Below are 23,705 nucleotides of genomic sequence, written 5' to 3'. Positions count from 1 at the left end.
ACCCTCACCACCAGTAGTGGGGATACCTCGCGCCGTTGACCTTGTTTCCGGCCAGGCCCACGGCGACCAGGATCACCGCCGCCGACCCGACCAGAACGACGAATTCCCATCGGGGAATGGTGGGGACGACAGCTATCATGGCAGTCGCGGCGGCCGGCGAGTGCGACATCCGCAGCAGTTTCATCACTCCCAGAGCCAATGCTCCGGCCAGTGCACCGGCCCACAACGAGTCGATGCCAATCATGCCGACGAGCACGCCGACGGTCGCTGACATCACATGACCACCAATGACGTTGCGGGGCTGCGCCAGCGGGAAGTGGGCACCGCCCACAACCAATGCCATGCTCGCCGCCAGCGGCGGGATCAACCACGGGTCGTGGGTGAAGGCCGTCAGCGCCGCTACGATCGCCAGCGCCACCAGACTCGCAACCGTCTCGACGGCGATGACCAACAGCTTCTGCCGAGGCGGAGCAGCGCTTACATACCACCGCGATCGGCCCGTTGCCGGCGACTCCGCCGCCGAGTGTGGCTGCGCAGAGATCAAGGACGGTTCCGTCACGAAGTCCTCCCGACCGATGAGACCATCAGAAAGAAGCTATGCGGCGCGTCGCGAGTCGAGCAAGCTTATGACGTCGATCACGTCATTCACAGTATTTATCGTGCGGCACAATGGATGTCGGAGCGGCAGAAGGTGTTTGTCTCGGGGGGTTTGCCGGTGCTTTCGATCACACCATTCACGCCGTTTATCGACACCGACCCCGACACCGGAGGGCGGTTATGCCGTCGAGGTATCGGCGTAGCTGCGTCGACGTCTTGACGCGCCCTTCAAGCGCTCCGGCCGCTTGCGGCGGTAGGCCATCAGCACGCGCAGGATGAACGGGGGCCGGAACAGACGTCGCGGGGAATCCAGCATTCCGGTGATGCGCATGAACTGCCGCGACACGACGAGGTCCGAACCCGCGGCACCCATCACCCAATCGAGGTAGGCGTTGCTCAGCCGCATTGACAGCGAGCGACGGCCCTTGACCTCCGGCAATGCCGAATCCGAGCCGACAGCGGTCTGCCATGCGACTCTGACAGGTTTGGCGGCGGCGCGGAAGAACCTACGTGGTAGCTCGTCCGGCCCTGCCCGCAGGCAGTCGCGCAATACTTCGGCTTCCATCGACGCCACCGTCATGCCCTGCCCGTAGATGGGATTGAAACTGCAGACGGCGTCGCCGATTACGAGGAAGCCATCGGGCAGGCAACGCATCGAGTCATAGCGCCTCCAACGGTTCGACGGGACGGTGTAGTGGCTGACTTCACCGACCGGTTCACTGTCGGCCACCGTCGCCATTGCGTGCTCGGGGACGAAATCCGCACCGAAGGAGAGGATCGCGTCACGCCCACTCGGCGGCTTCTCGCCCGCCATGGTACCGACGGTCAGAATGGCGGTGTTGTCTTCCTGGGCGATCAGGGCCCACATCTTCGGCCGGCCGGGTACCGGAAACACCGCGGTGACGTACTGCGGCAGGGGTTCTTTTGGGAGGCGCAGCATCTGGCTGGCGTAGGCCAGCCGCACCGTCAGTTCATCCACGCGTGGCTTACCGTAACCGAGTTCAGCCAGAAAAGAGGGGGCACGCGAGCCGCGGCCGGTGGCATCCACCACCAGCTCGGCCGAGAGTGATTTCTGGTCGCCGCCATCTCCGCGCGTCACACGTACGCCCGTCACACGACGACGATCGGGAGTGGACGTGAGTGCAGCGACCTCATAGCCCTCGATGATTGTCACTGTTGAGAACTGCTGGACCCGGCGTCGCACATGCCATTCCAGGCGCGCGCGGCTCGGGAAATACTGTGTATGGGGTCGGGGGAGATGGCCCGAGTCCGGCAGCACGTTCCGGCCCCCGATCGACACCGACACCTTCGACACATCGCCGTCGCTCCACGCCGAGACACCGTCGTCAACCAGTTCACCCAGAAAGCCAGGGAACAGCTTCTCGAAGACTTGTGATCCTCGCGCATTGAGGATGTGGCCGTGCCAACCCTGCGGAACACCACGCCGGTTGGCGGGCCCTTCAGGCAGCACGTCGCGCTCCACTACGGTCACGGCGCGATAGAAGTCCGCCAGCACCGTCGCGGCCAACAGTCCACCCATGCTCGCGCCGAGGACGACTGCGTGCTCCCCCAGTTCCGCCACGTTCCACACCTCTCATCCGCCAACGGGGGCATCCCCACATATTGGTGAACGGCATGGCAAATCGATCTGGTTCAGATAGCTTGGCGGCGCCGATGGGTGAGGTTGATCACGGCGGCAGGGCGCTGCCGACACGGGAAACGAAAAGGAAACGAGGCCCGGCAACTGCCGCTGTTCAATGTCGAACCACAGGACCATCGGCGCCAACTGGCAGAGAAGTATGAGCTGTTGCGTCGCCTGTGGCGCGAGGAGGGGTTACCTGGGACGGCGGTTTCCGCAATCCATTGCGCGTTGGCGGCTAAGTGGGGAGACCCGCTGTTCAATGCCAACAGAATTCACCTCGAGACAATTACCGAGTGCATCATCGATCACTATCGCGTGGAATACGAAGCACACGGCCATGATCCGCGGTACGCGTACGTCGGAGCCGGCTCAGGTTTCCTGTACCTGGCGGACACCACGCGGGAGGCGAAGGAGCACTACGGTCCGGCCTATGAGCGAATAGTGGCGTTCTTCAATGCGCCCGGTTATGACCTTCAACCCTTCAGCCTCCCAACGGTGTACCGCACCAACAGCAACTCGAGATGCTCGAGCGCATGGCGAGCGATGTGATCCCTGTTGTCCGCAAAGAGGCGCCAGCACGTTATGGACCGAACAGGATCCCTACGGCGGTCACCCCGCATTCGCGGGCGCTCAACACCCGATGCGACGGGGGTCATCGACGCGTCGGCCGGTATCACCGTCATTGCCACGCCCTGACGGATTCACCCGTTGCCCGACTCGCCATCGCGAAAGCCCCGCAACACTGTCTGCAGGTGGCGGCGCCACAGCGCTTGACCGCGGTGCAGAGGATCGGTCCGTTCTGACTGGATCACACCGCGCAAGGCCCAAACTGTGGCGGTGATATCGGTTGTGGTCAGGTCTCTGCGCACGGCGCCGGCCTGTTGGGCGCGCAATAGCAGCACCGCGGTGCGTCGGCGTAGTTCCTCGACAAGCGGTTGGGGTGCGAGCTCGCCCCAAACCGGAGCCGCCAGCCCGCCCTTCTCGGCCAGTTCGACACCGACCGTCTGCAAGAATACCTCCACACAGCTCTGTGCGGGTGCGCGCTCGGCGTCTTCGGCCAGCGCGATCAGGTGACGAAAGAAACCGCCGAGAACCTCCCTGACCAGGGTGTCCTTATTGGCGAACCGGCGATACAGGGTCGCCGCTCCCACCTGGGCGGCGTCGGCGACGTCTTGCAGTGTGGCGGTTGAGCCATGGACGGCGAACACCTCTTCCGCCGCCCTGATGAGGCGTTCACGGTTGACTGCGGCATCACGACGCACCGACCGCCCCCTTTCGTCCCCAGTCGTTCACTTGCATCGGCATTCGACGCGGCGGATCCCCTCCGGGAATGCAGAGCCCTAGTCGTGCGTTCGAATTAACTGAGAGTCTAACTATCAGTTAAAGAGGATTGCGACCATGACGGAGACCGCCGACCCGGTGATCGGTGCTGCACGCTTGCGACTGGGGCATTCGGATTTGACGGTGCGTCCGATCGGGTTGGGATGTATGGGGATGTCGCAGTTCTACGGCCACGCCGACGACCGCGAATCCATCGAGACGATCCGGTCGGCAATCGATCTCGGTGTGAATTTTCTCGATACTTCCGACATCTACGGCGCCGCCGATATCGCAACGTCGACCGATGTCCGCGGGTTCGGGCACAACGAGCAGTTGATCGGTGCGGCCATCGAGGGTCGCCGCGAGGACGTGGTGCTGGCGACGAAGTTCGGCGCGAAAGTCAGCGACGACCGCGACGGAGTGGTGCTCGACGGGCGGCCCGAGTACGTCAAGGCGGCGTGCGAGGCGAGCCTGAGCCGACTCCGAACCGACGTCATCGACCTGTACTACCTGCACCGGCTGGATCCCACGGTGCCCATCGAGGCCACCGTCGGTGCGATGGCTGAGCTTGTCGCCGCCGGCAAGGTCCGCGCACTCGGGCTCAGCGAAGCCAGCTCCGATGTGATTCGCCGGGCACATGCCGTGCATCCCATCACCGCCCTGCAGAGCGAGTATTCCCTGTGGGAGAGGCGGGTCGAACAAGGTATCACCACTACGTGCCGCGAGCTCGGCATCACCCTGGTACCGTTCAGCCCCTTGGGCCGATCCGCCCTCACCGGTTCCCTCAAGCCCGGAGACACCTTCGGTCCCAATGACTTTCGGACGACCAACCCGAGGTTCGCCACCGACAATCTCGCCACCAACCTGGCACCCGTGCAGACCCTTACCGAGATGGCCGCAGCAAAGGGCTGCCGTCCCGGGCAGCTTGCCCTGGCGTGGCTGTTGGCCCAGCCATTGGACGTGGTGCCGATCCCTGGAACCAAGCGCCTGCAGTACGTGCAGGAAAATGCCGCGGCGGCGTCTGTTGCAGTCAGCGCTGATGAAGTCGCTTACCTAGGAGACCTTTTCGCGCCGGGCCGGATCGTGGGCGAGCGATACAACGCCACTCACGCTCGGACAGTCGCGTCCTAGCTCGCGAACCGCTCACGATCCGCGGCCGGTACGTTCCTGCAACTCGTCGATCAACTCCGATGCCTGAGCCTTGCTCAAGTCGTCGGGCACCTGGCGACCGGCCTCCTGGGCGAGTGTGTGCAGATAACTCCGCTGCGGACCGGTCATCGGTTCGCCGCCCGTCACCCACTGTGACGGGTCCTTCTCGGCGTTCTCGTTCGGTGCATGCTGTGGGTTGCTCATGTCCATCACCTCCACAGCGCGAATAACCGTCGAACACACATTCGAAACCTCTCTTGCCGGCACGGCGCTAATTCGACTTGAATTGACTCCGGACGAGGTCGATGCTCAACGGATAGTCGACCAGCGCTGCGGTCAGCACCCGGGTCAGGAGGTCGCCGCGCGACCTGCGACGGACCCAGCTCCGAGTCCGCGGTGACGGCCCACTGACGCCGCAGTCGATCAACCAGCTGCGGTGGTCCACCTCCATTGCGGCTTGCTCCTGAGCAGGCACATCGGGCAGCGGCGGCGCCGGTGGCACCACAGCCGGCAGGCCGGCCACGGCGTCGGCCGCGCTCCGCGCGTCAGCCGCCCACTCCGACGCGCCGACTGCGGTCGCCCGGACCTCATCGCGACCGAAGGCCGCTCCACCGACGACCACCGGGACGCCCGCCGAAGTGCTTGCCTCGATGAACCGTCGGGTGGTCGGCACCGCCCCCAAAACCGAACAGCTGATCGCCACGGCGTCAGGGCCGAGATCCTGCACATACTGACTGAGCCGCAGTGGTGACGTCGCCGGGCCGAGTGGTGTCGTCTGCCAGCGTCCGCGCGCAGTTCGCACCCGATGATCGCGGCGGGTAACCAATGCCGCTCGCGCTCTGCGCATGTCACGATGACATGGCCACGTGTGATTGGCGTTTTGGGCTATCGCTTGTGTGACGACATCAGTGGCGGCCATCGCCATCGCCGTAGCGGCATGCTCCTGCGCAACCGTCCACTCAACCCCGCTGCCACTTCTGGCCGACGTTGCGTTGCGCGGAAGCGACGACCCGGGTCAGTACGTCCAGCGGTGTCATCCCGCCGGCGAGAAGGCCTTCGACCAGCCTGACAATTTTGGACCTATCGCCTTCGGCAAGCGCTTCTTCATAGTGCTGCAGCGCGTTTCGCGTATCGGCTACGTCTTGCATGTGACGGCCAACAATGCGCTCAGTACTCGGCCCAGTGAGACATCCGCGAGGCCGTCCCCACTGACGACGATTCCGCTCGGCGCCGCGCCCAGCACAATGAGTTCGCCGGTGCCGCTATCGGGAACCACCGCCATCGCCCAGTCCGCCATTCGGGGTTGGATCATGGCGAGCAGTCGCAGCGCGGTGCGACGCAGGTTGAGGGAGCCACCAAGGTCGAGGGCCAGTTCCTCGGCCACCTGCTCCCGCAATCGTGCGAGCTCGCGCGCGTCGACGTCAGCGTGCGCACGCACATTCTGCTTTTTCAACAGCACTAGGCAACCGACCTTCTCCCGTGGGGGCGGTGGAGATACGAGGGACATCAGGCCTTGACCGGTATCGCGGATGAAAGGCTGGCAGCTCGACCTCGTGTCTCTAGGCTACCTAGTCGTCCCGACCGGGCACCGCGCAGCGAGAAACTTCGGAAGTTAGCCGACGGGGCAGCGCCGGCAGCAATTGCATCGAATTGCAAACGTCCGCTCTGTCCCGGTGAGATTGTCGCGATGCTCGGCCACGTTGTCCAGCACGGTGCCGCGGATCGTATTGTCCAGTCGATACAGATCGACGATGATTGCTACCCAATCACGGTTGCCATCGGCGCTCCAGGTGAACGGAAGCCGCGACAAGTCCCACGGTCTGTCGACGGTGCTCGTAAACGTCCATTCTCGAGCGGCGCTGATGATTCATGTTGCCGACCGATCGGTGCGCGAGGCGGCTTCACGGCAGGATAAGAGCAGACCAACACGCGGCCTACGGCATTCGTGGACGAGGTGTGTGGCCAGGCCCGTCGACAGTTCCTCAAACATGCTGATCGAACCGACAATTGACAGCGCCTCGTCGGCGTAACGATCGACCACGCCCTGCTGTTCAAGGTGATCATCGTGTCCCGCGGATAGCCGGCATTCGGGTCGGCAAGCGCGAAGGCAGCAGCAGGGGTTCCCATGCGCAAATAAGACCTCATGCACATGCGCTCGCGGGGAAGCAGCCGATAGGTCAGATCGTTGTGGTGCGAATCCGTTGCTGAGCGGGAAAGTATGCGCCGCTGGTCACGAGCAGGCCCACGGTGGCGTCCTCTAGTGCCCAATCGGTTGCCACGTCGACGTCGAGGGTCATTTGTCCCTCCTTCTGGTCGTGTAGAGGCCGGCGCTTCGCCCGAAGATCGCTCGAAATTTCCCTTGAAAGACGCTATCCGAGTATTGTTTTCATGTACGCCTCGGCGGACTCATCGATTCACGACCAAGTTTCCCGCCGACATCGCTGCATCGATATACCCATCCGGGCATGAGGAATAACGCCTCCGCATAGGTGGATCCTTGCGTGATGACCCGCCGCACAACGGTTTCGCGACTGACTTCACGGGTAGTCGCACAAAGAGCCGAGCAATCGCCGAGTCGAGGCAGTGAGGACCCCATGGCGATGTGCATGCAGAGTACCGGCGCCCACGTGCCGCCATTGTGAAGAGTTGTTTGCCGATTAGGTGCTGATGCGGCATCCGATCGACAGCCCTAGCCGAAAAGCGAACATCGGGCGGCGCCGGACGATGAAGGCAGATGGCGGCTCGACATGCCTCTCACTTTTGCCCACCATTGCGGCTCCTCGTCTTCTACGATTTGATAACCAGGTGTGCTCCGCAGCGAGTGGCCAATTTGGTGATGCGCAATGGGATTCATGTCAGAAAGGGATCTGGAAACCGCCTGCTTCCCAGTCCAGAAGCGACCACTGAGTCCCGAACCAGCGATGATGTTGTAACCGGAGGTGCGGCAAGATGGTTGGAAACAACGAGGTCAACCAAGCGCTGGAAACCAGCCCGGGCTCGCAGCGAAAACAGGTGCGGCGTGCCGCAACGGCCAGCGCGGTCGGAACGACGATCGAGTGGTACGACTTCTTTCTCTACAACACCGCGGCCGCGTTGGTGTTTCCACACCTGTTCTTTCCCGAGTCGAGCGCCTACGCGGGTGCGCTCCAGTCGTTCGCGACTTACTTCGTGGGATTCCTCGCGCGGCCGATCGGGGCTGCGATCTTCGGGCACTGGGGTGACCGGATCGGGCGCAAGTACACCCTGATCGTGACCTTGCTCGTGATGGGCATCTCCTCGGCCGTCGTCGGCATTCTGCCCGGCACCGCCACGATCGGCATAGCGGCGCCGATAATTCTGGTGGTGCTCCGACTCGTCCAGGGGATCGCGATCGGTGGTGAGTGGAGCGGATCGGTGCTACTCGCCATGGAATGGGGCAACCAGGACAAACGCGGGCTGCTCGCCAGTTCCGCACAGATCGGCGTGCCCGTCGGGCTGGTCCTCGGCACCGGCGGCATGACGCTGCTGTCCGCAACGCTGTCGCCCGATGCGTTCAATTCCTGGGGTTGGCGGGTGCCGTTCCTGGCCAGCCTGATCCTGGTGGCGATCGGCCTGCTGATCCGACTGAAGATCCTCGAGACGCCGATGTTCGCCAAGGTGCTGGCTGAGGGGAAGGCTGCGCGGACCCCGGTCATGGACGCGATCCGACACCACTGGCGGGAAATCCTGCTGTCGGCCGGTGCGCGGTTCAGCGAGCAGATGCCTTTCTACCTGTACACCACATTCGTGCTGATCTACGTCGTCGAGCATCACGAATTCAGCAAGACGTTCGTGCTGACCGCAGTGCTGGCGGGCGCCACCCTCGAGCTCGTGATGATCCCGCTGTTCTCCCACCTGTCGGACCGCTTCGGCCGAAAACGGGTTTACCTGAGCGGAGCCGTCTTGACCGGGGTGCTCGCCTTCCCGTACTTCGCCGTCCTGACCGACGGTGGCGCGGCGCTCATCTTTATCGCCATCGTCATTTCGCTCGTCATCCATGCGATGCAGTACGGGCCACAGGCCGCGTTGATCGGTGAGAGCTTCCCCACGCACCTGCGGTACGGTGGCGCCGGGCTCGGGTACCAGCTTGCATCGGTCTTCGCCGGCGGTCCCGCGCCGCTCATTGCGACATGGCTGCTGCACGAGACCGGGACCCCCTACTCGATCTCCGTTTACATCGTCTTGGCCGCGATCGTCACGGTGTTCTGCGTCCGTGCGCTTCCGGATCGTTCGCGGGTCAACATCGACGACGCCGCTGTCTACGCCCGCAACTGAAGCGCAATTAGACCCGGGTCCCGGGCAATCCGGGAAGAAATCCGGTTCCTTCATCTGGTCCTTCGCACCGCTCTACGATTCACCCATGGTGAAGCGCAGCGCCTGATCGTCCATACGCGCTGGTCCGGCGACCTCCGGAGACGCTTGCCCACGGCATCGTGACCTTCATCGAGCGGCAGCCACTGGATCTGGAACTGGCGAAGCAGCAATGGGACGGCTACGTAGCCACGCTGCAGCGAAACGGTTGGTCGACCGTGGTGATCGACGGCGACGATGCGATGCCCGATTGCGCTTTCGTCGAGGACACCGTGGTGATGTTCGGCGACCTGGCCGTCATCACCAATCCACGTCAGCCTGCGCGCAATCCGGAAATCGTTGCGGGACAACGCGTAATCGCCGACCTGGGGCTGGAATCGACGCCGATCACCGGACGACGCGAGCGTATACCCCTCGTTCCTTTCGGTTCCCGAGGGACAAGGCGCGCATGTGGTGATCCTCGACGACGATCTGCTGCTGATGAGTTCGGCGGCCGAACGCACGGCAGCTCTCTTCGCCGAGCGCGGCTACCGGGTCGAAACCGTGGACATCTCGGAATACGAGAAGCTCGAGGGATGCGTCACCTGCCTGAGCGTGCGCGTCCGCTGACAAGTATCCGTATCGCGCGCGGCGGCGGATTAACCGACGGAGGCGCTGCAGGGGAAAGCGAAGTAACCGGTTCAGCACCAGAATGCGTTAAAGCAAGTATGGCCGACCCGGCCGCTGATCTCTGAATGGTTGCGGTCAGTCGGGTAGCGAGGGCCCGCCGAAGCGGCTTGGTGTAGCGGTGAACGGAGCGGAAGATCGATGGATGGATCGGCGGCGGCCGGCGCGCCGCGGCATGATTGGACCGCGGAGGCGTTCAGCGATTACCGACTCATGTGCTGCGGCCGGCCTCACCTGAGCCTGGTGAGCGACGCGTTCTCCGTGTCCCAGCGGGTCGCCGGCATGGGTCCGGCCGCGCTCGCCGATCTATCCGTCGATTCTGACCTGTCGATGGACTGTAAAGACCTGTGCGGCACCTACTACCGAGTGCTTCTGGTGCACAAAGGCCACGCCGAATGCGTTTTCGGTGGAACTGCGGTAAACATGGGGCCCGGTACCGCGGCCGTGTACGCCCCGGAGGGTGACGGCGCGACGCGGTGAACAGCGGGCACCAGGATGACCTTTTTCAAGGTCGACCGGCATGTCGTCGATGATGCTCTGAGCAGTGCGTTGGGTCGGCAGGTGTCGTCACGCATCGACTTCACCCCGCTCTTGCCGCCATCGGCAGCGACCGACAGCTGGAACAGCATGTTGTCGCTGTGGAGGGAGCAGCTTTTCCAGCCCGATAGCCTGCTCAACCAACCGCTTGTGGGACTGCCGTTTGTCGACGGCCTGGTGCGCGGCATTCTGTTCGCCGCCAATGGGAAGCGATCACCCATATGCACCGTCCGCCGTGCGTACTGCAGTCGAGGTCATCGAGACCGAAGCACATCTGCCGTTGACGCTCTCCTCGATCGCTGCCCGCAGTCACGTTTGTGTTCGCACGCTGCAGCAGGGTTTCCAGCGACATCTGGGCACGTCGCCGATGGCGTATCTGCGTGAGGTCAGGCTCCGTCGAGCGCATCAGACCTTGGTGGAATCCGACCCCTCCATGGTGACCGTGACATCAGTCGCTCATGACTGGGGTTTCACCAACGTGGGCAGGTTCGCCGCGGCTCATGTCGCCCGTTATCACGAGACACCCGCGGAAACGCTACGCCGGGATAAGACCCGTGATGGGGGGCGAAAGCACCGCAACTACAGTAACCGCGAGAGTGCTGGCCGGTCAGTGTCTTCACGACCCGAATAGCTCGCGAACAGCAGAGCGGATCTGTTGATAGCTGCAACATCTGCACAAGTGCCCGCTCAGCGCGGCTTCGGCGTCCTGCCCGTCAGCGGGTTCATCCAGCATCGCCGCGACGCTCATCACAAGTCCTGGTGTACAGAAGGAACACTGGAATGCCTGGTGATCGATGAAGGCCTGTTGCACCCGGTCAGCCGAGCCCCCCTCGGCAGTCTGCACGTCCGCATCCCGACAGGTGAAGGCCATGGTGAGGCAGGCGCTCACCGCTCGCCCGTCGAGCCGTACGGTGCACGAACCACACACGCCGATGCCGCAGGTCTCGCGGCAGCTGTAGAGGCGGAGCTGACCGCGCACCACATCGAGCAGGGTGTCGTGCGCCCCGACGAGAACATGGTGTTCGATACCGTTGACCCGCAACGTGAGCGGAAATGTCGCACTGGTCATGTTCTGCCTTCCCATGCGGCGAGTACGCGTTCTGCGGTCATGGGCTGCTGCTGCAGCCCTACACCGATCGCGTCGGCGACGGCGTTACCGATCGCGGGGGCCACTGGCGGCAGCGCAGTCTCACCGAGCCCATGCATGACGTCGGTGTCCGGATCTTCGAGCAGGGAGACCTCCAGTTGACCAGGCAGGTCGAGCCGACCGGCGAGGGCATACTCGGAGAGGTTTGAATTCACCACATGCCCGCCCTCGTGGAGGATTTCCTCGAACAGCGCCTGACTGATCCCGAAACTCACGCTGCCCTCGACCTGCATTCGTGCGTTGATCGGATTCACGACGGTTCCCGCGTAGACGGACGCACGCAGTCGGCGGACGTACACCTTTCCGGTCCGCGTGTCGACGTCGACCTCCACCGCAATCGCACCCTGATGCCAGTGGTCGGACGCGATGCCCTGGCCGGTTTCCGGGTCGAGCCCGCCGGTCCACATGCAGGTGCCGTTGCCCCAGAGGGTCCCAAGCCTTGACTGGCCGACCACCTGCGCAACACTGCGCAACGTTTCGGGGTCGCCCTTGATGCCGATCCGCCCAGCATCGAAGTCGAGATCATGGATGGACGCCTCGAGCTGGCCGGCCGCGAGTTCCAACAACTTCTCCCGAACGTCGACGACGGCACGTCTGACGGCCATGCCCATGGCGGCGGTCGACCGACTCGAACTGGTCGTCGTGTCGAACGGCGTTATGTCGGTGTCGGGTCCAACAATGCGTATTGCGCCGATGTCGATGCCCAAACCTTCGGCCGCGATCTGCGCCAGCGCGGTGTGCGCGCCCTGGCCCATTTCCACGGTCGACGTCAACACCTGCATGCTGCCGTCGCTGTTCACCTTCACCGACGCGTTGGACGTGGAAGGCGTGATCGTCGACTTGATGCCGACGGCACACCCCCGCCCGCGCCGTATCGCCGGGTCGGCCGGCTCGTCGTCGAGTCTCGTGTCGTAGACGCGCACGGCATCGTCGAGCAACTCCCGAAACCGCATATCGTGCATCTGTTGTCCGGTGGCGAATGTGTCATTGTCATCGAGCAGATTCCGCCGCCGCAGCTCGGCCGGGTCGATGCCGAGCTCGACTGCGATCATGTCCATCTGCCGCTCGTACGCCCAACAGCCTTGTGCCACTCCGTATCCACGGAAGGCGCCCGCGGACGGCAGGTTGGTGAATACCGCGCGGGAGTCGACGTGCACGTGCGGGATTCGATAGGGCCCGACCGCCCCGTAGCCGCCGTTCTTGATCAGGCGGGGGCTGATGTCGGTGTACGCGCCGGCGTTGAACAGTGCGTCGACGTGGCGCGCCACCATGACACCGTCGTCAGAAACACCGGTGCGCAGTCGAATGAAAGACTGGTGCTTGGAGTTGGTGACGAACTCCTCCTCGCGCGACAGCACGACCTTCACTGGGCGTCCCGTGCGCTGCGCCAGCACCGCCGCGAGAGGTTCGACTTTCGCGTAACACTTGCCGCCGAATCCGCCACCCACCGGTGGAACGACGACACGCACCCGCGAGGTCGGCAACGAGAACATGTACGCCAATGCGTCCCGCACGGCGTACGGCGTCTGCGTACAGGTGATCACGACGAGATCGTCTCCGACGAACTGTGCGATGGCGGCGTGCGGCTCCATCGAGACGTGCTGCACTGCGGGAGTGGCAAATTCGTGCTCGAATATCCGGTCGGCGTACTTGAAGCCGTCCAACCCCTCGCCCTTGCGGAGACGGAACATGTTGCAGACGTTGCCGGTCCTGCCGTGCAGCACGATATCCGCGTAGCCAGGCGCCTGTTCGTCGCGCCCGTCGTGTAGCAGCGGGGCGCCGCCGGCGAGTGCATCATGAGGCGTGAACACGGCGGGAAGTTCCTCGTAGTCTGCCTCGACGAGTGCCGCCGCTCGCAGTGCCGCGCGCGCACTCGTCGCAGCCACGGCCGCGATCGGCTCGCCCACATACCTGACTTTGTCGGTGGCCAGTACCGGCTGGTCGCGATAGACGGGCCCGAACAGCGGACGGATAGACCCGTCCTGCAGGTCGGCTCCGGTCAGCACCGTGACGACACCGGGCTGTCGCGCCGCCTCGGCAATGTCCAACGTCCGCAGCCATGCGTGCGGCACACTGCTTCGCGCGATCGCAACGTGCAGCGTGCCGGCGGGTTCCTCGTTGATGGCGTAGCCGAGCCGGCCCGACACCCGGGCGCGGGCGTCGATCATCGAGGTCCGCTCGCCGATCACAGCAACACCGCACCGTTGTGTCCGGCGCAAGCGCGGCGGAGCGCCTCGACGATCAACTCGGGCAGCACGCGAAGCCGGAAGTCCGCGCTGCCCCGGATGTCGGACAGCGGGTCGGCGGCCGCTACGTAGCGTCTCGCGAGCTCGCGCATCGATTCGGCCGACACCGTAACGCCTTGGAGGTCCTGCTCGGCCTCCGGTATCCGCAGTGGCACCGGCCCGGCCCCGATGACGGCGACCCGGACGGCTTGGCAGGTGCCGTCTTCGGCAGTGTCGACGAAGGCCGCCACGCCGAGGCAGGTACGGTCCTCGGCCGACCTCGACACGAACTTCACGTAACTGCCCGCGCAACCTGGCGGAGGAACAGGGACCCGCACTTCGGTCACGAGCTCGTCGGGTGCCAGCACCGTCTCGAAGTAGTCCACGAAGAACTCGCGGATCGGAATCGTCCTCGTGCGCGCCGCAGACCGCGTCAGCACCTCCGCGTCGAGTGCGGCCAGCAAGCAGGGCAGGTCTGAGGTGTTATCGGCCTCGGCCACGTTGCCACCCCACGTTGCCGCATTGCGGACACGCAGGTTGCCGACGTGGCCGAGCGTGGCGGTCAGAACCGGTAGCCGGCTGCGCGCCTCGCCCGACACTTCGGTGGATCGCAGTCGTGCCAATGCTCCCAGCGTCACGATGTCTGCGTCCACGGTAATGCCGTCCAGCCCAGGGACCCTGGTGCAGGCGACGAGATGTCCGGCCGATAGCAGACCTGCCCGCCACAGGATCGTGAACGCGGTGCCGCCGGCGACCAGCTTGGCGTCCTCCCCGTGTGCGGCCAGAAGGGCGAGAACCTCGTCGACTGTGTCGGGACAGTGCAAGGCGACGTCGGGGACGGACGGTGCCGACATGGTCATCTCACGACCTCCGGCTCCCGGTCGCCGACCTGAGGCTCGGAGTCGTTGTGCAGTTCCTGGTTCCTCGGCAACCAGGGGGCCATCGCCACGACAGAACGGGAAACGATCTGGGTGAGGAGCCAGGTCAGTGCGACCAGGATGACGATCGCGGTGAAGAGACCGGTCGCGTCGAGTGACGAGCCGGAGTAGAGAACCAGCCAGCCCAAGCCGCGGTTCGATGCGATGTACTCGCCGAGGACGGCACCGATTACGGCGAACGGAACGGCCAGCTGCAGCCCCGAGAAGATGGCGGGCAGCGAGGCGGGCATGAGGATGCGTCCGAGCACCGTGCGGCGCGAAGCACCCATGATCCGCGCGATCTGTACCAGCTGTTCATCGATCTCCAGCACGCCTCTGATGGTGCTCATGAACAGAATGAAGAACGACTCCATCGCCACGATGGCGATCTTCGATTCCAAGCCGATGCCAAGGATCAGGATGAACAGCGGCGCGATGGAGATCTTCGGGATGGCATAGAACGTCAGGATGTACGGCTCCAGCGCTCGGCTCAGCCACTTCGACCTGCCCACCGCGAACCCGACCAGGACACCGCCGGCAGCTCCTGCCACGTAGCCGATCAGCACCGCATCTGTGGTGATCCAGATCTGCTCATAAATGGTTCTGCCGTACACCTCGGCTCCGAGCAGGTCCTGCCATAGTCGGACCACTATGTCGGTCGGCTTGCTGTAGAAGACGCTGTCGATGGTCCCGGCGCGCGAAGCCAGTTCCCAGGCGAACAGGAACAACACGCCGACGCCGAAGGTGCACGCCCAGACGATCAGTTGCCGGCGCGGGATCAACAGTCGTCCCCGCGACGGGGTGCGACTCACAATCATTGTGGGGCCTCCGCTCATCGACGTTGCCAACGCAGCACGCGCCGCTCTATTACGTGGATCACCTGGACGAAGAGCCAGACCAGCACGACCAGATAGACGAGGGCCGCAAAGAGGCCGGTCGGGTCGTACTGGGCGGTGGCCCGCTGCATCAGCCAGCCGAGACCGCTCGACGATGCGATGAACTCACTCGTGATGGCGCCGATGAACGCGAATGGCACGCCGGCCCGCAGACCGGACATGATGGCGGGCAACGCGGCCGGGATCACGATCCGCGTCGCAACGGTCACCTTCCGGGCACCCATGATTCGCGCGAGGTTGACGAAATCCGCGCGCACCGCGGCCACGCCGGAGAATGTGCTGAATACCACCATGATGAAGACCATGAGCACGACATTGGCCGTCTCGGCCTGCACCCCGATGCCGAAGACGAGGACCAGCAAGGGCACGAGGGCGATCTTCGGCACAGCGGCCAGCGCGCGGATGTACGGCTGGAAGACCGCGGCGACGAATGGCGCCCTGCCGAGCACATATCCGATGACGACGCCGGCTACCGCGCCGAAGAAATAGCCGACGCATACGGCCTGCGCCGTCACCGCGACGTTCTCCCAGATGCTCTTGTCGTACATCGGTGCCCCGCCGAGTGCGCCCCAGATCCGCACACCGACCTGACTCGGGGCACTGAATGTCGCGGGACTCAGCAGGCCGAAGGCGCTGCTCAGCTGCCAGATCCCCAGCAGAACAACGCCGACGAGTAAAGGGGGCCAGACCCGTGCTATCAGTATGCGGTGCCGCGGGGCGTTGCGTGGCACCACCTGACCGACCGCTGCCCGTGCCGTAAGAGTCACAATGTCTCCGAGACGTCAGAAGCCGGCCGGCGCGCGTTCGGCCGGCTCTGCGGTGGGATCGAGCTCTGACTTGAAGGATGACCAGATCCGTTCGTAATCCTCGGCGAAGCCTGCCGCGGTGTGGATCTGGAAGACGTCTCGCGGCCGCTCGACACCGATGGGGAAGAGGCCTTTCACACGGCCGGGCCGTGCGCTCATGACGACGACATTGTCCGAGAGGGCAACGGCCTCGACAAGGTCGTGGGTAACGAACAGAATTGTCTGCTTGCGTACGCTCCACACCCGCAACAGATCTCGTTGCAACAGCATCTTTGTCTGCGCATCGAGCGGCCCGAACGGCTCGTCCATCAGCACCACGTCGGGCTCGTAGACCATCGTCCGGATGATCGATGCCCGCTTCTGCATACCTCCGGAGAGCTGATGGGGGTAGTGGTCCTCGAAGCCTGTGAGGCCGACCATTTCAATGTGCTCCATCACGCGTTCGCGGCGCTCGCGCACCGGCACTCGGCGAACGCGCAACGGGAATTCGACGTTCTGGTACATCGTCATCCACGGAAACAGGTTGCTTTCTTGCGTGACGAACCCGACTTCCGTGTTGAGTTCCGTCACCTGCTTACCGTGACAGAGAGCGCGGCCCGCCGTCGGGAATTCCAGTCCCGCACAAAGCCGTAGCAGCGTTGTTTTGCCGCATCCGGATGGCCCGACGATGCTCGTGAATTCGTGATCGTCAACGTCGAAGGAGACGTCGTCGAGCGCGAGCACGGACTTGCCACCGCCGCTGAACATCAGCCCGACGTTCTCGAAGCGGATGACGTGGTCAGCCATAGCACCTCCTTGCGTAGCCGCCGACGCGGCACGCCGTTAGTAGACCTTCGCGGATTCGACGTTGATGTAGTTGTTCGTCCAAATGGCGCCTTCCGTCACATCCAGGGGTTTGGGAATGAACCCGCCTTCCTGGAGGACCTGGCCCGTGCTCGCCCACATCTCCTCGCTGAACTTTCCGTCACCACGGATATTCGGCAGGATGTTGTCCCCGAACGCCTTAGCCACTACGGATGGGGGGACCTGCGGGTACTTCTTCTGCAACACCTCGAGCGCCTGTGTCGGATGTTTGAGGATGAAGTTGTTGCCCATCGCGACGGCGGTCGCCACGCGCGTCGCAATGTCCGAGTTCTTCTTCGCCCAGTCGGAACGGACGTAGAGCACCTCATGGGTGTAGTTCCTAAAGGTCTCTATCTCGGTCGGCTGGATCAGTACCTCGCCTTCCTTCGCCTGCTGACAGTTCGGTGCGGAGAGGATGAACGCCTGCACTCGGTCGCTGTCGAGGGACGGCGCGAAGGACGCCGCCCCGCCCACCTGGATCAATGAGACGTCGTTGTTCGCGTCCAGTTGCGTGTACTTCTTGAGAAGCCACCGGGCGATGGTGTCGGACACCGAGCCCGGCCCGGTGATGGCGATCTTCGCGCCCTTGAGGGCCTCCACCCGATCAGCGAGCGGTGACGAAGGGGTCACGCCGTGGCTTTGCGCCCACGCCTTCCGCACGCACACTTGCAGGGTCATCATGATGGTGTTCTGGATCGCCTGCAGTGGCAGGCCCTTTACCGCCGCCGTGGCGATCTCCGTCGAAGCCGAGTCACCGATGTTGATACTGCCGCTGGACACGGCCTGCAGCATCGTCGAGCCCGCTTGCAGCTGCTGATAGTCGACGTCAACGCCGAGGAAGCCGAAGAAGTTCATCTCTTGTGCGATGTCTAGCGCGGCGAAGGACAGCGCGGGAATGGACTGACCCACAGCAACCTTCGGCAGGTTGCCCGGCTGCGACGGATATGGCGAGAGGGGATTCGCTTCGGCTTGCTGCAGTGTCGGCGCCGGCACCAGGGGACCGGTAGGAGCGCTGGTGGGTCCGGCTGCCTCCGAATCCTTACCGCAGCCGGCCACGATCAGAGCCGTTCCGACGATGAGCGCTGTCGCCTTCAGGCGCAACTTGGCTCCGATCGGGATCGTCATGCTGTCCGCCTTTCCGGGATGAGGGAAGCAGGGTGCTCGGACGATTCGGTATACAGATTTCGGTATACATCTGTGTGCACATACCGTTGTATGCAGAACACTAACTTGAGTGTCCGCGCCGCTCAACCCTTTTGCCCGTACCGGCGAGTCATGCGCCTGACCGGGCGGTGGGCGTCGATACCCAAACCGCGGCCTTTTGCAGATACAGCAAATCAGCGAGCGACCGCCGCCCGGGCGGTGTCAGTCTCAGGCGCTGCGGGTCATGGGGATAGTGAGGGAGGTGTTGTCCCGCCTGATTCTCGACATATGAATACGTGGGGCGAATTCGGCTTCCGTTCTCAACATCAGTACCGAAACGACGTCGGCCTCATCCCGCCCCTCCGGGCAATGCCGCGGTGATGTCTACGAGCACGACAGGGGAGCGGCATAGCCGGGGCGCATCCGCGATCCGTTCGGTGCCGAACTGTCAACGGGACTTGGTTCGCTCGAGTTCGGCCTGGTGCTGCAGGTTCTTGATGGTCGCCCAATCGACTTCAGGCCGTTTCAGGTCGCGGGTAGCGAGGTATCGGCGAGACGCACGCCGCATAGCTTTGGCCATCAGCCAGCGGGACTTGAGTCTTCCCTGCGGCGGTGGAGTGAATTCCGTACTGGTGAAACCCAGTGATCCGACCGCCGTTCGACGCGGCCCTTGATCCGTATCATCGTCAGATTCCAGAGGTTCTCGTCGTGATAGTGGGCGAGTAGGTTCGCCGGGCCGGGCACCACCGCTACGGATGCCGGAATGCGCACTCGCATCTCACCGGTCTCGGCGTCATAGTGCGGCGATCGCTGCCGAACGCTGACGGGGTATCCGTCGAAGCTCAACGCCGTGAATATCACCTCAGGAAAACGGCCGATCGAATCAGCGGCCTGATGCCACATGGCAAAGCTCCTTCAGGTGGATGCGCTCTGGTGGTGCAGCGAAATCTCTTGTTTGCCAGGAGAATGCGTGCACTGGGATCACGTAGATCGCCAAGCGCCAGTAGTAAGATGGGAAGAGCAGCCGTCCGGCGAACGAGCTCATGAACTTGCTCGAAGGCTGCCGCTCGATGACTATCCGCATCAAATCGACCAGTTCCGGTGAGGATGTCATGTCGGCAATGACCCGATCCTCGGCAACAGCGTCGCCGCGGATCAATATGGCGCCCGAGTCCGATAGTCCGCTACCGGTCGGATCCGAGAAAAGCAGACTGACCTTGGGGTTGCGCCGGATATTGAACGCCTTCTGGGGGAATCCGATGCTCGTACAGAGCAGCAGGCGGCCATGTCGAAGGAGCAGCGAACTGACGGGCCATGTCCGGGGCGACCCGTCGCGGAACACCGTGGTGAACTCACAGGTGCGGTAGTTCTCGATGATTGCCAGGGCATCGATGACGCTCGCATCGCCGCTCGCCGCGAGCTGTGATGCCCCGGTTGCACTCCTTCTGTTCGCCGATGAATCTTCGAAGTTCCAAACCGGCGGCTGGCCAGTCGGGTCTGTCATGGTTCCCATCTTCTGGTGAATGGCGGTTGAGGTTCCCGCCTGCTATCTGGGCCGTTCGGCTTTCCGAGCGACCACTTGTCTCGACGCTAGAGCGGAACCGGAAATCAGCGCAGCCAGCCGGCGCAGGACCACGGACGTGATGCGCACAGTCCGGGGCGTCAGGGTGCTTTCACTGATAGTGAGCGGATTGGGCGTTTTGCCGTTCGATGAGGGCCAATCTCTGTTGTGGTGGATGCGTGAACAGCGTCCAGGCATGGCTGTCCCCGGATGACAGCGGCTCGTGCGCGTCAGATCCTGCTGGAACGAGGTGACGCCGCACGGGTAAGGCGCTAGCCTTGCTCGGAAGTCGGGTCCGGCTCCCACGCCGCTCCTGGAAGGGAGTCGACGGCGGGCACCGCCAGAGAGGACAACCGGAATTGATGACCGAACGACAGCGCGCCATCACCGCCGCCAACGCCGCGAGGGTCGCCGTTGCGAGTGTGATCGTCGCCGGCGCCGCGCTGGCCCTGGCCGGCCAGGCCGGGGCGGATCCTGCGGTGCCCTTGCCGACGCCTGCGCCAGCGGGGCCTGACGCGGTCCCGCCACCTGGACAGCCCGTCGCCGACCCGGTGGATGCACCGGTGGGTCCGCCGCCGCCGCCGCCCGTCGGTCCGCCAACGGTGCCAGAGATCGCGGACCCGCACTACGGCTCAGGTCAATCCGGCTCGGGCCCAATCGCGAGCCTCAGAGATATCTGGCACGAGGTCCGCGACGGTCCCCAGGGGATGGCCGATCCCGACCAGGCAGGCCAGCCATTCGCACCGCCACCCGGAGCTGGTCCGGCGCCGAAGCTTCCGCCCGGATACACGTCGCTGACCGACCCCTCATCCTCGACTCCCGCCTCGCCGACCGGTCCTCCAACAGGGGGACCACCTTTGCCGCCCGGGTACTACCCGTTGAACGGTCCACCCCCGCCGGGGTACTACGACACGCCGCCGGGAACTGCTCCGGCGGCGCCGGCAGCCGATCCGGCGGTACCACCGGGGCCCGATCCGGCGGCACCACTGGCAATCGAGCCGGCTCCGCCGACGCCCTGACCGATCTACCCGCCGGGCCGCGAAGGCTCGAGGCTCGACTACCCGACGCCGATCACGGCTGGCTCGCGCGCCACCTGTCCAGCATCCGGCGATCCCTTTTCGTGGGCCGCCCAGCACCGCGATCCCTGGCCGCCACCGGAACGAACGGCGTCGCGGGCGGCGCGGGTGTTCGATCGCGGTAGCAAGTCACCGCGTCGGGCGCGCCGACCCGCTTTTGGATCACCCGTACCACCTCTACGATCCGCGTCGTGTCCCCGACCCGGGCACGCACCTCGTCACCGGGAGACACCATCGTCGACGGCTTGGCCAGCCGATCGTTGACCCGGACATGCCCACCTCGGCACGCCGTTGCGGCGTCCGGCCGGGTCTTCGTCAGCCGCACCGCCCACAACCACCGATCCACGCGGGTCGCTTCCACGACATCCATCATGGACCGCTGCCGGTGGAGCGTCATCCTTCCGTCTCCGTGCCCCTGGTGATTGCCATGGCGAGTCGGTCCTGCGGGCGTGGCGAAGCCGCGTGTCGCGGCAGTGCGGACAATCAAGAGGAAATTGCGGAAAAGGCTTCGTGTGCCGGGACGGATCGGTCGCGCACCGCCCGTAAACGGGGTTCGCCGGCGCGTCACCGACACGAGTGATCCGCCACAGGGCCCGATCTTGGCAAGAACTTTGAAGGGGCAACAGCGATTGCTGCCGGCGAACCCGGGCAGGCCGTGCACCTCTCGGGTGTGGAGCACGTGACCGATCGTTGAGACACGGTCTCCGTCTATTCGCCAGCCGGTCTACTCACCCCCGCCCATGAACGCAACAGGTTTTGCTGGCGTCCGTCGGCGGCGGCGCGAGGGCAAGCGGTTCGCCGACGCCGCCAACGCCGCCCGGGGTGCCGATCACCTATGTCGTTCGCCCCGGAGGGGTCCCGCACCTGGGGTCTGTTCGAGTCGGAAATGCAGGAATCCTCGAACACCACGATCGGACCGGCCTTCTACAACCGGATCGACGAGACCGTCGTGTTCGACGCCTTCGATGCGGGCACCGTAGAACTGGTCGCCCGCAAGGAGATAGACGGACTGGTACGCAAGCTGAAGCGACGCAATGTCCACTTGGAGGTGGACGCCGGTGTCGTTCACCTCCTGCGGCGTGTCGGGTTCGATCCCGTCTATGGGGCCCGCGGGCTGAGCCGCGCGATACGCAACACGCTGACCGAACCGGTGGCACATTATGTGATCAGCCGAGGGAGCGTCGGAAGGTCCTTTGCGCGTGCTCGCAACGCTCGACGGTGACGCCGTACCCTGTACCGCGCTTGCTGGCCACTGACAGGAGGGCCGCGTGGAGTCGAGGTCTTATTGGATTGGTGCCGAACGGGAAGAGGTGGTGACCGATGTCCGCTGGGTGCTTACCCGGAGGTGTTGCGGTGCTTGCACCCCGGCCAACAGCAGGGCCGACGCTTGCCTTCTTCCAACTCTTCCTGCGTCCGCCGGATGCGGCGCTGTCGGGTCGCCTCTTGCTTGGCATCTTCGACCCAACAAATGAACTCGTTTCGCGCCAAGGTCGTGATGTCCTTCCAGGCAGCGAGCGCGGTGTCGTTGGCGGTCAGCGCGTTGCGCAGGTCAGCGGGCAGCTTGTGCACCGCGCCGCCGGGCACTTGCTGGTTGCTCATGGCGCCAGCGTAGTAGCCTGCCCAGGCCGGTATGAGGATGTCCGAGACCAAATTCTCGCTTGCTGTGAAGCGGTCCGAACGACTGTGCCTCAGCGGAATCATGCATGCGACAGCGGGAGGAGCTGACCTGGGCATGGCATGGTCAATTCCGCCTGGTCATCCAGTCGCCGGTGTACGGTCGGCGAGTGACCAGGCGGTGACCAGGACCAAGCGGCACAGTCGCAGCGTTGGATGTCACGATGCGTAGGCAACGCCGTTTCCCACGGAGTCTGCCGCGGTTGGAAGTCTCCGCGGTCTCCTCTGATGCTGCCCGGCTATCCCGGCGAGCATCTCGACGGGCACAAATCACGCGAAAGGGCAGCAATGATCCAGAGCGTCAGCAAACGCGCAGCTGTAAACGGCATCAATCTGCACTACATCGTGGCCGGCGAAGGACCGGTGGTCCTCGGCATGCACGGGTGGCCGCAGAATCATCGCGAATTTCTGCCGCTGATAGACAGGCTCACCGACCGGTATCGATTCGTCGTTCCTGATCTACGCGGCTTCGCCGACAGCGACAAGCCCTTTTCGGGTTACGAGCCAAAGACGATGGCTCAAGACATGATCGAACTCCTCGCCGCGGAAGGCGTCAATAGATTCCACATCCTGAGCCATGATCTGGGTGGCCCGGCTTCTGTCGCGCTGGCTTACCTGGCGGGCGACCGCGCGCTGACGCTCGCCACGATCGAAACGCCGTTCTTCGGGCTGGATTACCCTGGCTACGTCGATCCCCGCGTCCCATACTGGCATCTGGCCATGCACATGAACATGGACGTCACCACCTTCCTTGTCGAGGGGCGGGAGGATCGGTACTTGCGGCACTTTTTCCGCGATTTCGCGTACGACCCCGATGCGATCCCCGAGGAAGAGGTCGAGCGCTACGTGATGCAGATGCGCCAACCGGGCAATCTCCGTGCGAGCCTCAACCTCTACGGTTACATCCCGCAGATGGCAACCCAGACAGCAGAACTGACACAGCTCAAGCTCACCGTACCGATGCTGGCCTGGGGTGGAGTGCATTCTTTCGGCGCCCACTGTTGCGACAGCGCCAAGGCGATTTCGGTAAGCGCGGAGGGCGGCGTGATCGATGAATGCGGCCATTGGGTCTTCGAAGAAAAGACCGACTTCATCTGCGAAGAACTTTCCGGCTTCTGGCAGCGTCATCGAGAGGCGGACTGACCGTCGAAAGGGTTTCAAGCAAGTGCGGGTTGAC

26 protein-coding genes are annotated in these 23,705 nt (G+C 64.0%); 9 read left to right on the top strand and 17 right to left on the bottom strand.

Annotated elements, in window-relative coordinates; genetic code table 11:
- Positions 1 to 4: 4 nt before the first annotated feature.
- Positions 5 to 559, bottom strand: a complete 555-nt coding sequence (locus ACVWWN_RS22375) for an HPP family protein (protein WP_457145803.1) — start codon at positions 557 to 559, stop codon at positions 5 to 7.
- A gap of 216 nt (positions 560 to 775) precedes the next feature.
- Positions 776 to 2,179, bottom strand: coding sequence for an FAD-dependent oxidoreductase (locus ACVWWN_RS22370; protein WP_457145802.1), 1,404 nt, complete (start codon positions 2,177 to 2,179; stop codon positions 776 to 778).
- 102 nt (positions 2,180 to 2,281) lie between these two features.
- Here ACVWWN_RS22370 and ACVWWN_RS22365 point away from each other — a divergent pair, with 102 nt between their 5' ends.
- The gene (locus ACVWWN_RS22365; RefSeq protein WP_457145801.1) at positions 2,282 to 2,788 is read left to right on the top strand and encodes an LLM class flavin-dependent oxidoreductase; all 507 of its coding nucleotides are present in this window, start codon (positions 2,282 to 2,284) and stop codon (positions 2,786 to 2,788) included.
- 152 nt (positions 2,789 to 2,940) lie between these two features.
- Here the strand turns inward: ACVWWN_RS22365 and ACVWWN_RS22360 are convergent, their stop codons facing one another.
- Positions 2,941 to 3,501: a TetR/AcrR family transcriptional regulator gene (locus ACVWWN_RS22360; protein ID WP_457145800.1), complete on the bottom strand. Its 561-nt coding sequence runs from the start codon at positions 3,499 to 3,501 to the stop codon at positions 2,941 to 2,943.
- 136 nt (positions 3,502 to 3,637) lie between these two features.
- Between ACVWWN_RS22360 and ACVWWN_RS22355 the strand changes: the two genes are divergently transcribed.
- Positions 3,638 to 4,690, top strand: a complete 1,053-nt coding sequence (locus ACVWWN_RS22355; RefSeq protein ID WP_457145799.1) for an aldo/keto reductase — start codon at positions 3,638 to 3,640, stop codon at positions 4,688 to 4,690.
- A 12-nt stretch (positions 4,691 to 4,702) separates the two neighbouring features.
- Here ACVWWN_RS22355 and ACVWWN_RS22350 read toward each other — a convergent pair whose 3' ends face one another.
- The 4 genes from ACVWWN_RS22350 to ACVWWN_RS22335 all read right to left on the bottom strand — a co-directional run bounded on the left by ACVWWN_RS22350 (position 4,703) and on the right by ACVWWN_RS22335 (position 6,161).
- Positions 4,703 to 4,912, bottom strand: coding sequence for a DUF3072 domain-containing protein (locus ACVWWN_RS22350; RefSeq protein ID WP_457145798.1), 210 nt, complete (start codon positions 4,910 to 4,912; stop codon positions 4,703 to 4,705).
- A gap of 67 nt (positions 4,913 to 4,979) precedes the next feature.
- Entirely contained in the window at positions 4,980 to 5,555 is a 576-nt protein-coding gene (locus ACVWWN_RS22345) for a cobalamin-dependent protein (protein ID WP_457145797.1), read from the bottom strand.
- Positions 5,556 to 5,667: 112 nt separating this feature from the next.
- Entirely contained in the window at positions 5,668 to 5,856 is a 189-nt protein-coding gene (locus ACVWWN_RS22340; protein WP_457145796.1) for a B12-binding domain-containing protein, read from the bottom strand.
- Positions 5,844 to 6,161 (bottom strand): hypothetical protein, encoded by a 318-nt coding sequence (locus tag ACVWWN_RS22335; RefSeq protein ID WP_457145795.1) that lies wholly within the window; start codon positions 6,159 to 6,161, stop codon positions 5,844 to 5,846. The genes ACVWWN_RS22340 and ACVWWN_RS22335 overlap by 13 nt, the downstream gene beginning before the upstream one ends.
- A 1,496-nt stretch (positions 6,162 to 7,657) precedes the next feature.
- Between ACVWWN_RS22335 and ACVWWN_RS22330 the strand changes: the two genes are divergently transcribed.
- The 4 genes from ACVWWN_RS22330 to ACVWWN_RS22315 all read left to right on the top strand — a co-directional run bounded on the left by ACVWWN_RS22330 (position 7,658) and on the right by ACVWWN_RS22315 (position 10,871).
- A complete protein-coding gene (locus tag ACVWWN_RS22330) occupies positions 7,658 to 9,001 on the top strand; it encodes an MFS transporter (RefSeq protein ID WP_457145794.1) in 1,344 nt (447 codons plus the stop codon).
- A 158-nt stretch (positions 9,002 to 9,159) separates the two neighbouring features.
- Positions 9,160 to 9,771, top strand: a complete 612-nt coding sequence (locus ACVWWN_RS22325; protein WP_457145793.1) for a hypothetical protein — start codon at positions 9,160 to 9,162, stop codon at positions 9,769 to 9,771.
- 73 nt (positions 9,772 to 9,844) lie between these two features.
- On the top strand, positions 9,845 to 10,183 hold the full coding sequence (locus ACVWWN_RS22320; protein ID WP_457145792.1) for an AraC-like ligand-binding domain-containing protein: 339 nt from the start codon (positions 9,845 to 9,847) through the stop codon (positions 10,181 to 10,183).
- Positions 10,184 to 10,442: 259 nt separating this feature from the next.
- Complete coding sequence (locus ACVWWN_RS22315; protein WP_457145791.1) at positions 10,443 to 10,871, top strand: helix-turn-helix transcriptional regulator; 429 nt, start codon at positions 10,443 to 10,445, stop codon at positions 10,869 to 10,871.
- Here ACVWWN_RS22315 and ACVWWN_RS22310 read toward each other — a convergent pair.
- The 8 genes from ACVWWN_RS22310 to ACVWWN_RS22275 all read right to left on the bottom strand — a co-directional run bounded on the left by ACVWWN_RS22310 (position 10,857) and on the right by ACVWWN_RS22275 (position 19,721).
- Entirely contained in the window at positions 10,857 to 11,282 is a 426-nt protein-coding gene (locus tag ACVWWN_RS22310; RefSeq protein WP_457145790.1) for a (2Fe-2S)-binding protein, read from the bottom strand. The genes ACVWWN_RS22315 and ACVWWN_RS22310 overlap by 15 nt on opposite strands.
- 23 nt (positions 11,283 to 11,305) lie before the next feature.
- On the bottom strand, positions 11,306 to 13,576 hold the full coding sequence (locus ACVWWN_RS22305) for a xanthine dehydrogenase family protein molybdopterin-binding subunit (RefSeq protein ID WP_457145789.1): 2,271 nt from the start codon (positions 13,574 to 13,576) through the stop codon (positions 11,306 to 11,308).
- Positions 13,573 to 14,472, bottom strand: coding sequence for an FAD binding domain-containing protein (locus ACVWWN_RS22300; RefSeq protein WP_457145788.1), 900 nt, complete (start codon positions 14,470 to 14,472; stop codon positions 13,573 to 13,575). Before ACVWWN_RS22300 ends, ACVWWN_RS22305 begins: the two co-directional genes overlap by 4 nt.
- Positions 14,469 to 15,341 (bottom strand): ABC transporter permease, encoded by an 873-nt coding sequence (locus ACVWWN_RS22295; protein ID WP_457145787.1) that lies wholly within the window; start codon positions 15,339 to 15,341, stop codon positions 14,469 to 14,471. The genes ACVWWN_RS22300 and ACVWWN_RS22295 overlap by 4 nt, the downstream gene beginning before the upstream one ends.
- A 20-nt stretch (positions 15,342 to 15,361) precedes the next feature.
- Positions 15,362 to 16,192 carry an ABC transporter permease gene (locus ACVWWN_RS22290; protein ID WP_457145786.1) on the bottom strand — a complete coding sequence of 277 codons (831 nt, stop codon included), beginning with the start codon at positions 16,190 to 16,192 and terminating at the stop codon, positions 15,362 to 15,364.
- Between the two features lie 15 nt (positions 16,193 to 16,207).
- Positions 16,208 to 16,954 carry an ABC transporter ATP-binding protein gene (locus tag ACVWWN_RS22285; protein ID WP_457145785.1) on the bottom strand — a complete coding sequence of 249 codons (747 nt, stop codon included), beginning with the start codon at positions 16,952 to 16,954 and terminating at the stop codon, positions 16,208 to 16,210.
- Between the two features lie 99 nt (positions 16,955 to 17,053).
- Positions 17,054 to 18,199, bottom strand: a complete 1,146-nt coding sequence (locus tag ACVWWN_RS22280; RefSeq protein ID WP_457145784.1) for an ABC transporter substrate-binding protein — start codon at positions 18,197 to 18,199, stop codon at positions 17,054 to 17,056.
- A gap of 901 nt (positions 18,200 to 19,100) precedes the next feature.
- The gene (locus ACVWWN_RS22275) at positions 19,101 to 19,721 is read right to left on the bottom strand and encodes a pyridoxamine 5'-phosphate oxidase family protein (protein WP_457145783.1); all 621 of its coding nucleotides are present in this window, start codon (positions 19,719 to 19,721) and stop codon (positions 19,101 to 19,103) included.
- Between the two features lie 419 nt (positions 19,722 to 20,140).
- Here ACVWWN_RS22275 and ACVWWN_RS22270 point away from each other — a divergent pair, with 419 nt between their 5' ends.
- Entirely contained in the window at positions 20,141 to 20,797 is a 657-nt protein-coding gene (locus tag ACVWWN_RS22270; RefSeq protein WP_457145782.1) for a hypothetical protein, read from the top strand.
- Positions 20,798 to 20,849: 52 nt separating this feature from the next.
- On the opposite strand, the gene ACVWWN_RS22265 is transcribed toward ACVWWN_RS22270, so the two are convergent.
- A complete protein-coding gene (locus ACVWWN_RS22265; RefSeq protein WP_457149232.1) occupies positions 20,850 to 21,215 on the bottom strand; it encodes an RNA-binding S4 domain-containing protein in 366 nt (121 codons plus the stop codon).
- Between the two features lie 474 nt (positions 21,216 to 21,689).
- Here ACVWWN_RS22265 and ACVWWN_RS22260 point away from each other — a divergent pair, with 474 nt between their 5' ends.
- Positions 21,690 to 22,076: a hypothetical protein gene (locus tag ACVWWN_RS22260; RefSeq protein ID WP_457145781.1), complete on the top strand. Its 387-nt coding sequence runs from the start codon at positions 21,690 to 21,692 to the stop codon at positions 22,074 to 22,076.
- Between the two features lie 113 nt (positions 22,077 to 22,189).
- Here ACVWWN_RS22260 and ACVWWN_RS22255 read toward each other — a convergent pair whose 3' ends face one another.
- Entirely contained in the window at positions 22,190 to 22,453 is a 264-nt protein-coding gene (locus ACVWWN_RS22255) for a YdeI/OmpD-associated family protein (RefSeq protein WP_457145780.1), read from the bottom strand.
- A 303-nt stretch (positions 22,454 to 22,756) separates the two neighbouring features.
- Between ACVWWN_RS22255 and ACVWWN_RS22250 the strand changes: the two genes are divergently transcribed.
- The gene (locus tag ACVWWN_RS22250; protein ID WP_457145779.1) at positions 22,757 to 23,671 is read left to right on the top strand and encodes an alpha/beta fold hydrolase; all 915 of its coding nucleotides are present in this window, start codon (positions 22,757 to 22,759) and stop codon (positions 23,669 to 23,671) included.
- The last annotated feature ends 34 nt before the right edge of the window (positions 23,672 to 23,705 follow it).

The sequence above is a fragment of the Mycobacterium sp. URHB0021 genome (assembly GCF_054057895.1).
Note: the sequence above shows the minus strand (reverse complement) of the source record. Positions and strands in the feature narration are given on the sequence as shown.